11 protein-coding genes are annotated in these 12,408 nt (G+C 72.1%); 3 read left to right on the top strand and 8 right to left on the bottom strand.

What is annotated here, in order from left to right; translation table 11 throughout:
• Nucleotides 1-12: 12 nt before the first annotated feature.
• Together HUT16_RS39765 and HUT16_RS17295 are read right to left on the bottom strand one after the other, a co-directional pair.
• Nucleotides 13-1,464 carry a DUF2637 domain-containing protein gene (locus HUT16_RS39765; protein ID WP_368662688.1) on the bottom strand — a complete coding sequence of 484 codons (1,452 nt, stop codon included), beginning with the start codon at nucleotides 1,462-1,464 and terminating at the stop codon, nucleotides 13-15.
• Nucleotides 1,461-2,096 (bottom strand): WhiB family transcriptional regulator, encoded by a 636-nt coding sequence (locus HUT16_RS17295; RefSeq protein WP_176189064.1) that lies wholly within the window; start codon nucleotides 2,094-2,096, stop codon nucleotides 1,461-1,463. Before HUT16_RS17295 ends, HUT16_RS39765 begins: the two co-directional genes overlap by 4 nt.
• A gap of 1,140 nt (nucleotides 2,097-3,236) precedes the next feature.
• Between HUT16_RS17295 and HUT16_RS17290 the strand changes: the two genes are divergently transcribed.
• Both HUT16_RS17290 and HUT16_RS17285 read left to right on the top strand, forming a co-directional pair.
• A complete protein-coding gene (locus tag HUT16_RS17290) occupies nucleotides 3,237-4,184 on the top strand; it encodes a zinc-binding dehydrogenase (RefSeq protein WP_176189063.1) in 948 nt (315 codons plus the stop codon).
• Between the two features lie 113 nt (nucleotides 4,185-4,297).
• Nucleotides 4,298-5,143 (top strand): IclR family transcriptional regulator, encoded by an 846-nt coding sequence (locus tag HUT16_RS17285; RefSeq protein ID WP_176189062.1) that lies wholly within the window; start codon nucleotides 4,298-4,300, stop codon nucleotides 5,141-5,143.
• Nucleotides 5,144-5,392: 249 nt separating this feature from the next.
• On the opposite strand, the gene HUT16_RS17280 is transcribed toward HUT16_RS17285, so the two are convergent.
• Nucleotides 5,393-6,382 (bottom strand): hypothetical protein, encoded by a 990-nt coding sequence (locus tag HUT16_RS17280; RefSeq protein WP_176189061.1) that lies wholly within the window; start codon nucleotides 6,380-6,382, stop codon nucleotides 5,393-5,395.
• Between the two features lie 325 nt (nucleotides 6,383-6,707).
• On the opposite strand from HUT16_RS17280, the gene HUT16_RS17275 reads away from it, so the two are divergent.
• Complete coding sequence (locus tag HUT16_RS17275; protein ID WP_176189060.1) at nucleotides 6,708-7,544, top strand: RNA methyltransferase; 837 nt, start codon at nucleotides 6,708-6,710, stop codon at nucleotides 7,542-7,544.
• A 7-nt stretch (nucleotides 7,545-7,551) separates the two neighbouring features.
• Here the strand turns inward: HUT16_RS17275 and HUT16_RS17270 are convergent, their stop codons facing one another.
• The 5 genes from HUT16_RS17270 to HUT16_RS17250 are packed head-to-tail and all read right to left on the bottom strand — an operon-like array spanning nucleotide 7,552 to nucleotide 12,407.
• A complete protein-coding gene (locus tag HUT16_RS17270; protein ID WP_176189059.1) occupies nucleotides 7,552-8,541 on the bottom strand; it encodes a glycosyltransferase in 990 nt (329 codons plus the stop codon).
• The gene (locus HUT16_RS17265; protein ID WP_176189058.1) at nucleotides 8,538-9,392 is read right to left on the bottom strand and encodes a glycosyltransferase family 2 protein; all 855 of its coding nucleotides are present in this window, start codon (nucleotides 9,390-9,392) and stop codon (nucleotides 8,538-8,540) included. Before HUT16_RS17265 ends, HUT16_RS17270 begins: the two co-directional genes overlap by 4 nt.
• On the bottom strand, nucleotides 9,389-10,159 hold the full coding sequence (locus HUT16_RS17260) for an HAD family hydrolase (RefSeq protein ID WP_176189057.1): 771 nt from the start codon (nucleotides 10,157-10,159) through the stop codon (nucleotides 9,389-9,391). The genes HUT16_RS17265 and HUT16_RS17260 overlap by 4 nt, the downstream gene beginning before the upstream one ends.
• Nucleotides 10,156-11,178 carry an NAD(P)-dependent oxidoreductase gene (locus HUT16_RS17255; RefSeq protein WP_176189056.1) on the bottom strand — a complete coding sequence of 341 codons (1,023 nt, stop codon included), beginning with the start codon at nucleotides 11,176-11,178 and terminating at the stop codon, nucleotides 10,156-10,158. Before HUT16_RS17255 ends, HUT16_RS17260 begins: the two co-directional genes overlap by 4 nt.
• Nucleotides 11,179-11,204: 26 nt before the next feature.
• The gene (locus tag HUT16_RS17250) at nucleotides 11,205-12,407 is read right to left on the bottom strand and encodes a polysaccharide pyruvyl transferase family protein (protein WP_176189055.1); all 1,203 of its coding nucleotides are present in this window, start codon (nucleotides 12,405-12,407) and stop codon (nucleotides 11,205-11,207) included.
• Between the last annotated feature and the right edge of the window lies 1 nt (nucleotide 12,408).

The following is a 12,408-nucleotide window of genomic DNA, read 5'->3' as shown; positions in this document are numbered from 1 at the left end:
AGGGAAGGGAGGTCAGCGGCGTCGTGCCGGTGGTGACTTGTCGGCCCGCAGGACCTCCAGGACCGCGCCAAGCGCCTCGTTCGACGCCCGGTGGCCCGCCTGCCGGAGGGCTGTGCGTACGACGGTCCGGGACGCCCGACCAGCAGCCGCGGCAGCCTCGCGTCCGATAGCCAGCAGCACGGGATCCGCTGACGGTTTCGTCGAGATGCCGGGTCCGCTCGGTCCGCGGGTCTGGTCCGGTCCGTCCGGGGTGGGGTGCTCCGGTCCGCTCGGTCCGCTCGGTCCGGCCGGTCCGCTCGGTCCGCGGGTCTGGTCCGGTCCGTCCGGGATGGGGTGCTCCGGTCCGCTCGGTCCGCTCGGTCCGCTCGGTCCGGCCGGTTCGCTCGGTCCGCGGGTCTGGTCCGGTCCGTCCGGGGTGGGGTGCTCCGGTCCGTTCGGTCCGCTCGGTCCGTCCGGTTCGCTCGGTCCGTCCGGTCCGTTCGGTCCGTCCGGTCCGTTCGGTCCGCTTGGTCCGTCCGGTCCGCTCGGTTCGCTCGGTCCGGCCGGTTCGCTCGGTCCGCGGGTCTGGTCCGGTCCGTCCGGGGTGGGGTGTTCCGGTCCGTTCGGTCCGCTTGGTCCGTCCGGTCCGCTCGGTTCGCTCGGTCCGTCCGGTCCGTTCGGTCCGCGGGTCTGGTCCGGTCCGTCCGGGGCGGGGTGTTCCGGTCCGTCCGGTCCGTCCGGTCCGCTCGGGGCGGTGTGCTCGGTCTGTGGTCCGTTCAGGACTGTCTGCCGGCCGCGCCGTTGGGTCTCACGGGTGTATCTGCGGACGGACTGGCGGTACAGCTGGAGGTTCTTCTCGGCGGACCGGGTGCCGGCTGTGGGCGAGAGACCGGTGCTCAGTTCTGCCGCTGCGGTCCGCTGCATGGTGTGGTCCAGCTCAGGAGTACTGGTCGGGCTTGCGGTTGCTTGGTCGTCGGCTCCGACGCGCTCGTTGGAGACCTGGCCGATGGCCGGGGCGGGTGAGTCCGGTTCGGGCACGTCCGTCGTTGAAGCGGTGTTGTGCCGGTTGACGAGGATGCCGAGGTGGACCGCGCCGGCGAGGGCCAGCGGTGCGATCGTGCTCAGGAAGGCCACCGGGACGTCGCCCAGCTTCAGGGCGTCGGCCGTTTGCCCGGGGGCTTGTTGGTTGAGGCGGACGGCGTGGAGCGCGTTGGCCCAGACGCTGGTGCCGGTCGCGCCGGCGAAGAGCGACCAGGTGTAGGTGCGGGCCTTGAGGGGTGCTTCCTGCAGGAGGACCAGGGCGCGGACGCCGTAGCCGATGAAGCCGTCGACGACGACCGGGAAGATGTAGGTGAGCTGGCTGCGGATGTGGATGGCCTGCGCCATCTGCTGCAGGGCGTCGTAGCTGAGGGTGAAGCCGGCGGTGCCGAGCAGGCCGATCGCGGCGATGTCCCAGGGGGAGACCTTGGAGCGGGGCAGCTTCACGCCGCGACGGCCAGGACGACGGGGGCGAACTCCTGCTGGTGCTGGCGCAGCTCGTCGGCGAGGGCGATCTCCTCGATGCGGTCGCGCTCGGGGATGTTCGCCAGCTCGCTGTTGGCGTTCCGGCGGCGCTTGGTCGCGGCCTTGTATCCGATGCCCATCGCCGGGGCCCAGACCTCCCAGCCGATGCCGGCCAGCTCCGCGATCCGGACGACGGCGCGCTTCTCCGCGTCGGTCAGCCGGACCAGTGCACCGAGCAGGGCCGCCTTGATCTGGTCGAACCGCGGCTGGTCCTCGCGATGGGTGAGGCGCAGACCGATTTCCTCGCCGGTGACGCCGCCGCGGATGCCCTCCGTGGTGCGGCACGCGACCGCGTCGTCCAGGCACTCACTGCGCACGGGGCAGCTCTGGCAGATGGCCAGTGCCCGGCGGTGGGCGGCGATCCGCGGCGGGGCGAACCAGTCGTCCGGCTGGGGATCGCGGGCGCACAGGGCCTGCAGCCGCCAGTGCTGGCTGCCGCGGACGAGGCCGCTGACGAAGGCGGTTTCCAGTTCCCGGACGACATCGGTCTCCGTTTTGGAGAGGACGTCGGCCTCCGGCATGCGGGGCTTGAGCTGGTGGATGGTCGCGTTCATGGGGTGGTGTCTCCATCGCGCCGCAGATGTGCGGTCGGCGCGGGGCAGAGGCGCTCCGGGGCACGGCGAGGCCGGGCCCGCACGGGCGCTGGTTCGGTGAAGGGATGAAGGCGCGGTCGGCGGCCGCGCGCAATGCCCGGACTGGGCCGCGGCGGTCGGTCGGCGGGGCCGAGGCCATGCTCGGCGACCGACGGTGCGAGCGAGCGGTCTTAGCGGCGGTGCTCGTCGCGGCCGCGGTGCTCAGCGGCGGGCGCCGTTGCGGCCGGGCACCGGTAGGCCGGGGCCGCGCGGTGCGGCGTCGCCTCGGCGGCGCGGGCCGCAAGCAGCGCCGTCGCACCGGCGCTGCGGGCGCCAGCTCCCGCGGGTTGCTCTGTACGCAGTGGCGTCATCGTGGTTCAATCCCTTCCGTGAAGGGCAGCAGCCCGACTCGTCCAAGGGCGGGGCCGCTGCTCTGGGTGTTGTACGTCACAAGTGGGCGTGCACGACCGACGCCTGCGAGTTCCCGCTCGCGGGCGTTTCGTCGTTTCTGGGGCCTGTTTCGCCGCCCGATCGCTACGGCTCGTGGCCGTATCCCGGGCTGGTCGTCGGTCGGCCGAGCGACACCGTCGCTGTACGTGGCCGACCCGCGAGGTGGTCGCCGCTACGCGTCGTGACGCCCGAAGGCGTCACGCGTTCCGCGCCGACCGGAGAGCCCGCGGCAGGGGCAGGCGGTGTGCGGCTTGTGTGCCATCGCCTGACTTCCCCTCAGATGGTTCGTGTGCCGTGGGCTCTGGGGAATACGTTAGGTATTCGCCTGGATACCGGTCAACGAATTCAATATATCTACGCGAGTAGATAAAGGGTTTTTTCAAGGACTGAGAAATGATCATGAAGTCCACCCGGCTAACCCTGCGCAAACCGGACAACTCGCCTGACCTGCGCCTGCGACCTGCGATCTTTGCCGTGGGTGACGGAGCGTATCGGCTACCCAGGGTCACGGACCGCATGTTGTCCGCTAGTGGATCTTGAATGTCCGGGTGATGAGACCCTTGCTCAAGGCGAGGGGGGTGCTGATTCTCGGGGGTATATTCGCTGCCCGGGTGAATCTCCCAGTCAAGGGATTCACCGAAGAATCCACCGTGCAATATTTAGGATTGAACGATGCGAGCTGTAGTTGTACGCGAGTTCGGCGGCCCCGAGGTGCTGGAGCTGAGCGAGATGCCCGAGCCGGCGACGCGCCCCAGCAGCCTCAAGCTCCGCACCCGCCTGGCCGGTGTCAACTTCGCGGACGTCCACCTGCGGGAGGGCACGTACCCGGCGCCGATGCCCTGCCCGTTCATCCCGGGCAACGAGGTCCTCGGGGAGAGCGAGGACGGCCGCCGCTTCGTCGCCCTCGGCAAGGGCGGCGGCTACGCCGAGGCGGCTGCCGTCCACCGCAAGTTGGCCTTCGAGGTCCCGGACGCCGTCGCCGACCGCGACGCCATCGCCCTCATGCTCCAGGGCAACACGGCCTGGCACCTGCTGCACACCGACCTGCGCCTGACCGCCGAGGACACCCTGCTGGTTCCCGCGGCCGCCGGCGGAGTCGGCTCCCTGGCCGTGCAGCTCGCCAAGCACACCGGCGCGAAGGTCGTCGCGATGGCCGGCACCGAAGCCAAGCGGCAGCTCGCCGCCGACCTCGGCGCCGACGCCGTCGTCGACTCCTCCACCGCCGAGGGCCTGACCGAGCGCATCCTCGACGCCGCGGGCGGCCACGTCACCGCCGCCATGGAGATGACCGGCGGAGACGTCTTCCACGCCACGCTCGACGCCCTCTCGCCCCGCGGCCGACTCTCCGTCTTCGGCTCCGTGACCGGGACTCAGGGCCTGGTGCCCATCGCGCAGCTCGTCGGCCAGTCCAAGTCCGTCACCGGATTCTGGCTGCCCTCGCTCTACCCCTCGCGCACGCTGCTGAACGAGTCGATGGCCGCGCTGTTCGCCGCGGTTGCCGACGGCTGGCTCAAGCCGCTCCACGGCCCGACCTACAAGCTCGGCCAGGCCCGCCAGGCCCACGCCGACCTCGCCGCCCGCCTCACCACGGGCAAGGTCGTCCTCGACCTGAGCCTCTGAACCACCCCTGACTTCTCCTTCTCCCTCTTCTCTGCTGCCCGCACCAGGCGGGCACGCGGCCCACCAAGTCGCGCCGCCGAGCGCCACGCGACGATCCCTCTGGGGGGTTCTTGATGAACAGCGCCATCACCACCACCGCGCCCGACCGCCAGGACCGGCCGGTCGCCAAGCCTGCCTCGCTCGCCGACAAAGCGTTCAGTGTCCAACAGGCTTTCACCCGGCTCTCCACCCCCGGCAGCGTGCACGCGCTGCGCGCCATCGCCGAAGAGGCCGGCCTGGACGACGCCACCGTCCACCGCATCCTGCAGACCGGCGTCAGCCGGGGCGTCTTCGAGCAGGTAGGCCGGGGCCGATACCGCCTTGGCACCGGGACGGCCCGCGCCGGACTCCATGCCATGGCCGATGCCCCCGGCGCCGCCTCCACCCACAGCATCCTGGTCACCCTTCACCGGGCCACCGGCGGACTCGCCCTCCTCTACGTCCTCAGCCCCTTCGGCGGCGCCCGCCGCCTGTGCACCGACTACGCCATCGGCGACCGAGACCCCGCGGAGGTCGGCATGACGGCGGAGGACGTCGTCACCGTCTCCCGCTCCCTGCGCACCGGCGCCTCCGGGCGCGTCATCCTCGCCTACCTCCCCCAGAGGATCCGGGACCTGGTCCTGGCCGAGGACGTACCCCCGACCGCCGGACCGGGCGTCATCCGCGACAACGACGCCCTCGCCACCTCGCTGGGCGAGATCCGACGACTCGGCTTCGCCATCGGCCGACAGGAGTGCATGACCGGCTGGGACAGCGTCTCGGCCCCTGTTTTTTGGGACGACACGATCATGGGCTCCGTCCTCCTGCTCCGCCCCAGCAACGAGATGCCCGCGGACCTGCGCCCGATGATCTACCACACCCGCCGGGCGGCGGAGGAGATCTCCCAGCTCACCCTGTCGCCCGTAACGCCGACAGGATGAACCGCCACTACGCGAGCGCCCGGGCCGCGCAGCAACCAGCCCACGGAGGAAGAGAGCAGTGGTGCCAGAACGCCTGATCCGGGCCCTGGTCTACGCGGGCATCCTCGCAGGGATCCTGCTCTGGGCGCGCTTCGCGGTCGTCGCCACCGACTGGCTCGACAAGGCCGGCGGAGGCTGACCATACCCACCGCTTCCCGCCCTCCCGCCGATGCGAGAGCGCCGCGCGGCGGTAGGGCGGGAAGCCGCCGCTCAGCCCACCGAGACCACCCGGCCCCCCGTCGGGCGCAGCCCCGCCCGCGCCCGCGCGGCACCCGCCGGGGTGCTCGCCTGCCCGCCGCCGACCTTGACCGCGGGCTTCGGGCGGCCCTGGCACGGCCCGCACAGGCCCGAACGCGGGACCGGATCACCGCAGTTGGCACACTCGTGCTTCTGCGGTGCCTGCGGCTGCTCGGGGGCGCACACGGGCGGCAGTTTGTCCACCAGCCGGCTCCGGACCACCGCCCGCGGCGAGTGGATCCGCTCCGGCAGTCCCGGCAGCAGCGCCTGCGCCAGCTCCGCCGCGCCGAAGCCCCGCGCCAGCCACCGCGCCGCCAGCGGGGCCAGCGCCAGCGCCTCCGCCTCCCCCAGGCGCAGCCGCGGCTCCGGCCGCAGTGCCCGGTGCAGCGCCAGCGCCGCCGCCCGGGTCCGCTCGTCCGGCGGCTCCACCTTCTGGTCGTCGGACTTCGTCCGCCCGCCCGCGCTCCGCACTGCCGACCGCTGCTCGGCGCTCGTGCTGCCGTCGGCCGCCTTCGGGGGGAGGGGGGAGGGTGCTTTCTCACCGTTCTTTACAGGAAGGGCCTCACGTACACCGGACGCCGGCTCACCGGACGCCGGACGGGGGGCAGCCGGTCGGGCCTGCCGCTCGGCCTCCTCCTGGACGGCCTGCCGGATGATCTCCGCGCCCGGCCGATGCGGGACGTCGAACACGTGCGCCTCGCTGCGGATCGTCCCGTCGGGCATCCGCACCTTCACCACCAGGTAGTAGCCGGCCTCCCGCAGCTCCTTGAAGGCCGCGCGGATCGCGGAGCGCCCCTGGACGCTGGAGTCCGCGATCTGCTGGGCGTCCTCCGACCAGCCGTCGGGGCGGGAGAGCAGGTCCGCGAGGAGACCGCGGGCGGTGAAGGACAGTCGCCGGTCCTGAGTGAGGGTGTTGGGCAGCACGATGAAGCCGCGCGCGTGCGCGCTACGATGAACCTGCAAGGGGAGTGACTCTCCTGTTGCCGGACCCCGGGGTGTTGACGCACCGCCGGGGTCACCTGTTTTCGGTTGGACCACGGAACGTAGCAGGGCATGGTTTGGCGAAGCGAGTCTTGCTCCAGCGACCTTGATCACATGCCTGCCCATGCGGTAGCTGGTGCCTAGGCATGGGTTAGTTACGGTCCGCGCTTCGGATGCCGTCGGCGACGGTCCCCTTGTTCTGGGGCATCATCGGCCGGAGCTGTCAGTGTAGGGTTTCTGGTTGCGCTGGTGCGGACTCCGCCGTGGTCGGAACGCATCGTGGTAGTCGGCTCATCTTGGAGGACAGGTGCCAGCGGTTCAGCGGATCACCTCTCGCAACGCCCGGTTCCAGCAGTGGGAAGCCGTGCTCACCAACCGGAAGAAGCGCAACCAGCTCGGCGAGTTCCTCGTGCAGGGAGTCCGGCCGATCTCGCTGGCGGTGGAGTACGGCTGGCCGATCCACGCTCTGCTCTACGACGACCGGCGGAAGCTGTCGAGCTGGGCGCAGGAACTGCTGCGGACGACCCGGGCCGAGCGGGTCGTGATGGCCCCCAAGCTGCTGGCAGAGCTGGGTGAGAAGACCGAGGGCGCGCCCGAGGTGATCGCGGTGGTCGGCGTGCCGGCGGACGACCTCGGTCGGATCGAGGTCGGGCCGGACTTCCTGGGCGTCTTGTTCGACCGGCCGACCACGCCGGGCAACATCGGGAGCATCATCCGGTCGGCGGACGCCTTCGGCGCTCACGGGATGATCGTTTCGGGCCATGCCGCCGATGTCTACGACCCGAAGGCCGTGCGGGCGACCACGGGAAGCCTGTTCTCGCTGCCGTCCGTCCGGGTGCCGGGGCCGAACGAGGTGATGGCCTGGGTGGAGCAGCAGCGCGCGGCCGGCCGCCCGCTGGTCCTGGTGGGCACGGACGAGAAGGGCGACGCCGACGTCTACGATTTCGACCTGACCCAGCCCGTGCTGCTGCTGGTGGGCAACGAGACGACCGGGCTGTCCAGCGCGTGGCGGGAACTGTGCGACTTCACGGTGAGCATCCCTATGACGGGCGCAGCCAGTTCGCTGAACGCCGCGAACGCCACGACCGCCATCCTGTACGAGGCTTCCCGGCAGCGGATCGCGGCCGGGAAGCGCTCGCGCTGATCGCTGGTCAGGTCCAGGTGCCGCCCGCGAGGGAACGGCGGTAGACCTCCAGGTACTTCGCGGCGATCACCTGGTGGCCCCAGCGCTCGACGGCGGTGGCCCGAAGGTACGCCGGGGTGGGGAGGCCGGCCAGGATCTTGGCGGCCTCCTCCCGGGTGGGCGTGCGCTCCACCGGCACGACGGTGCCGACGTGCGGGGCGATCTCGGCGAGGCAACCATTGTCGGTGGCGATGACCGGCGTGCCGCTGACGGCGGCCTCGGCGACGACGGTGGCGCCGGGCTCGATCCACTCGCATCCGAAGGGGCCTCCGAACGGCTGGGAGAGGACCAGGAGGGCCTGGGCGGCGGCGAGCAGGTCAGTGCGGTGGCTGCCTCCGACCTCGCCGAGGTACTCGGCGGTGCCGGGGTAGTCGGTGAGGATGCCGCGCAGGTAGTCCGGTTCCCATGCCGGTCCGGCGAGTTTCAGCGGGAGGCCAGCGGCCTCGGCGAAGGCGGCGGCGTCCCGCGCACCCTTGTGGACGGAGACCCGACCGAGGAACAGCAGGAAGTCCTCCTTCTCCTCTCGGTAGGTGTAGCGGTCGGGGTTGACCGGCAACCGGATGACCGGCGCGTCCGCGGACCCGGCGGCGCGGCGCTGGGCGTGGGAGAGGTAGATGCCGTTCGCCGTGTGCTCGGGTACGCCGTTGAGGTGGTGGGTGCGGACGGCGGGCCAGTCGGGTTCGGCGGGCAGCAGCTGGCCGTTGGTGTGGTCGTGCACCACGTCCGGGCCGAACGCGCTCAGCGCGGCCCGGGTGGTGGCGGCGGAGACGGTCAGGCCCGGCCGGACGGTGCTGCCCGGGGCACCGATCAGGAGGATCTCGCAGCCCGCTGCGAGGAGTCCGTCGATGAGGGTGGCGACCACCCACTGGATGCCGCCGTAGCCCTGTGGCGGGACGGTGATCCACTGGCTGGTGTCCTGCCCGTATCGGTGGGGCGGGTTGAGCATGGCGATCTTCACGGCTGCCTCTGGGCCGGGTCGAGGAGTTCACGGCCGATGCCGGCCAGTACGGCGGCGGTGTAGAGGAGGGCGAGCGCGGTGGGCCGAGCGCCGGGGCCGCCGGAGCGGTTGCGTCTCCATTCCTTGTGCAGGCCGGCGCGGGCGGCGCGGCGGCGGACTTCGCTGCGGCCCTGCCAGTAGGCGCGGCGCAGGAGGTAGTCGGGGCGGAGCCGGTGGGCGGGGATCAGGTGGCGGACCTGGGTGTCGTGGAGGACGGTGGTAGTCGCGCCGAGGGCGGTGAGCTGGCGTACGAGGGTGGTGTCTTCGGCGGAGGCCAGGTTGGTGCCGACGCGGCCCAGGCGGCTGTCGAAGTCGAGGCCGAGCAGGCGGGCGTGGTCGCGGTCGAGGGCGAAGCACCCGCCCCAGATGCTGGCGGGCAGATCGGGATGGTGGGAGCCGAGGTAGTGCAGCTGCCCGGCGGTGAGCCACCTCGGGGTTCGGCGGCCTTGGAGGTCGGCGGTGATCCGGGTGCCAGCCACGTGTGCTCCGTCGCCGAGCGCGGTGCGCAGGTGCTCGATGGCGTCGGTGGTGGGGACGATGTCGTCGTCCACGAACACGACGTGCTGGGTGGGGGCCTCTTTCAACGCGAGGTTGCGGCTGTAGGACAGGCCGATGGTGGCGCCGTTGAAGAAGATGGTGCATCGCCGGTCGGCGGTCTCGGCGAGCCGCCGCTGGGTGGCGGCGTCCGCGGCGGCGTCCACGACGACCAGGAGATGGTCGTCCAGGCCGAGGAGGCCGGTCAGCCGGTCGAGGGCGGCCAACAGCAGGTTCGGCCGGTTGCTGCACACCGCCACGGTGAGCGGGACGGTCACCGGGTCACCGCCGGGCGGCGCCGGGCCGGAGCGCGGCCGGTGAGCCGGGTGGCCAGGTCGGCGAGGTCGCGGGCGTGCAGGCTGTGGTCGGCGGCGGGGTGCCGGCGGACCTCCAGGCGTTCGGCCCGCACCTCCCGGTAGGCGGCGACCAGTGCCGGGTCGGTGCCGGGCGGGGCGCTCCAGCCAGTGGGCGGGGTGACGAGGGCGGCGTGGGCGCCGAGGCGCTGGGCGGGGGCGGCGTCGTGGTCGGGCCGGTCGCCGACCATGAGGGTGGTGGCCGGGTTCCAGCCGAGCTGCTCGATGGCCCAGCCGAGCAGGCCAGGGTCGGGCTTGGCGACGCCCGCGGTGGTGTCGAGGGCGACGAGGGCCAGGTGCTGGGCGGCCCCGCTGGTGCGCAGGACCTCCTCGCACTCGGGGGGCTGGTTGGCGACCACGCACACCGGCCGGTGCTCGGCGAGGGCGGCGAGCGCGGTGACGGAGCCGGGGACCAGCTGCGCGAGGTCGGCCCAGCGGCGGCGGACGCTGGTCCAGGCGTGCGCGCCAGCCGGGCTGTAGAGGCCGGGGCTGGCGGTGGCGCTGGCCCGCTGGAGGTAGAAGCGGCGCATCTCGGCGGTGAAGCGCTCGATGGTCAGGGTCGGGTCGGCTTCGCTGGCCAGTTCCAGGACGCCTTGGAGCCAGGCGAGTTCGAAGGGCTCGTCGTAGTAGAGGACACCGCCGACGTCGGTGGCGACGGCCTCGACGGCCGGGGCGGGGGCGGGCTTGGTCACGGGGTGTCCGTCCGGGAGGTGGCGGTGGTGTACCACTCGGGCTGGGTGTCGGAGCCGGTTTCGAGGGTGAGCGTGCTGCGCGGGGTGACGGGGCCGTGGGCCTTGGCCCAGGCGGCGGTGGCGGCCAGGCCGGCGGCCAGCGGGGTGTCCTCCCAGCCGCCGAGGAGCATCCGGGCCAGTTCGCTGCTGGTGTAGGCGGCGTGGACTTCCTCGCGGGTGTCCAGGTGGCGGATCGGGTGGTCGGGGACGCCCATGGCCTCGCGGACCGCGTGGGCCATCTCCAGGACGGTGCAGGGCTGCTGGCTGCCGACGTTGATCACCCGCCCCCAGTGCTGGGGGTTATCGGCGGCGTCGAGGAAGCAGCCGACGATGTCGTGTACGTAGGTGAAGGAGCGGCGCTGGCTGCCGTCGCCGTAGACGGTGATCGGCTCGCCGCGCATGACCTGGTTGAGGAAGATCGCCACGGCGTTGCGCAGCGGGTCGGACATGTTCTGCCGCTCGCCGTAGACGTTGTGCATCCGCAGCGCGGTGAACGGCAGGCCCTGCATCTGCGCGGTGATGGCGAGTTCGCGCTCGATGGTCAACTTGGCGTTGCCGTAGCTGTCGACGGGCTGGGGGTGGTCGTCCTCGCACATCGGGACGCGGCCGGTGCCGTAGACGGCGACGGAGGAGGCGTAGGAGAAGTACCGGACCTTCGTGCGCAGGGCGGCGTTGACCAGGTGGATGCTGCCGAGGACGTTGACCTCGTAGTTGTGGGCCTTTACGGCGTGGCTGATGCCTTCGGCGGCGAAGGCGGCGAGGTGGAAGACGCTGTCGAAGGCATGGCTGGCGAAGAGGTCGTCCACGGTGGCGCGGTCGGCGATCGAGCCGACGACGAGCCGCGCGCCGTCGGGGACGTTCTCCTTCTTGCCGCCGTCGAGGTTGTCCAGGACGACGACGTCGTGGCCGGCGGCCAGGAGCCGGTCGGCGAGGTGGGAGCCGAGGAATCCGGCTCCGCCGGTCACCAGGTGCAGGGCCATGCGGTTCTCCGATCGGGTTGGGAGGGTCAGGAGTTGAGGAGGGCGCGCACCCGGGCGATGTCCGCGGTGGCGAGCGCGACCTGGGTGGGGAGCCGGGTGGCGAGGTGGTCGTGGAGCTTGGCGGTGTCGAGGCGGGCGAGGTGTTCGGCGGCGGCCGGGTCGGCCGTGAAGTCGGCGATGTCGCGGTGGACGTCCGCGGACGGGACGGCGGGTCCGTAGGTGTCGGCGAGGACGCCGTGGAACTTCGGGCTGTGGCCGAGGGCGACGGCGGGGGTGCCGCTGGACAGGGCGCCGATCGAGGCGTGCAGGCGCTCGGAGATCACCAGCTCCGCCCCGCCGAGGACGGCCTTGTAGTCGGCGGCCCCGGTCCCGGCGCCGTCGAGGACGTGTACCGGCACGTTCGGGAGACGGGCCGCGATCTGCCAGGCCAGGAGGCGGTCGTCGTTGTGCTCGCGGGAGTCGTGGCAGTGCGGGACCAGGACCAGCGGGCGGCGGCGGACGCGCCACAGGGTGTCGGCGAGGCGGGTCAGCGCATCGAGGTGCTGGGCGTCGGTGACCGTGCTGTAGCGGGTGACGCCCCGGCTCGGTGCGAGGCACACGTACTCCTGGACGGGGTCGAGGCCGGCGTCGGCGAGCAGCTGCGCGGTGCGGTCGGTGCCGGACGGTTGGAGGAGGAATGCGGGGTCAGCGGAGAGCACCACCTGGTCGGCGGGCAGGACGAGTTCGCCGGTGAGGTAGGCCAGGGTGGTGGTCTCGCGGACGGTCAGCAGGTCGAGGCGGGCGGCGGTGGCGGTGAACGCGGTCTGCTCGGCCGGGTCGGTGAACGGGCCGACGGACTGGCCGACCATCGCGGTGGGGACGCCGAGCTTGTGGGCCCGGTCGAGCACCGCGAGGTAGGAGGTGGAGACGCCGTAGTCGGAGGTGTGCAGGTCACCGCCCGTGGCGAGGACCAGGTCCGCGTGCTTGACGAGGCGGGAGGCGCGTTCGCGGCGGTGCTGCTCGGTTTCAACCGGCCGCATCGTGGCCCAGGAGCGGGAGACGACGAACGGGTCCGCGGTGCAGTCGGCACCGCTTCCGGCGAGCGCTTCGGCGTCCAGGTCTGGGGTCTGGGTGAGGACGATGACCGTGGTGTCCGCCGCGACGGTCAGCGCGGTGGCCAGGGAACGGACGAGGGCCTCGACTCCTCGGCTCTCGCAGCTGGTGACGCCGGTGATCAGGATGTTGGGCACG

Origin of the sequence: Kitasatospora sp. NA04385, from assembly GCF_013364235.1 — a bacterium.
In the GTDB taxonomy this organism is placed as follows: domain Bacteria; phylum Actinomycetota; class Actinomycetes; order Streptomycetales; family Streptomycetaceae; genus Kitasatospora.
This window is presented reverse-complemented; position numbering and strand designations above follow the sequence as displayed.

What these genes read in the sequence shown, in the direction of transcription:
- HUT16_RS17295 (WP_176189064.1), bottom strand. Translation starts at nt 2,096, where the DNA reads ATGAACGCGACCATCCACCAGCTCAAGCCCCGCATGCCGGAGGCCGAC.
- HUT16_RS17290 (WP_176189063.1), top strand. Translation starts at nt 3,237, where the DNA reads ATGCGAGCTGTAGTTGTACGCGAGTTCGGCGGCCCCGAGGTGCTGGAG.
- HUT16_RS17285 (WP_176189062.1), top strand. Translation starts at nt 4,298, where the DNA reads ATGAACAGCGCCATCACCACCACCGCGCCCGACCGCCAGGACCGGCCG.
- HUT16_RS17255 (WP_176189056.1), bottom strand. Translation starts at nt 11,178, where the DNA reads ATGGCCCTGCACCTGGTGACCGGCGGAGCCGGATTCCTCGGCTCCCAC.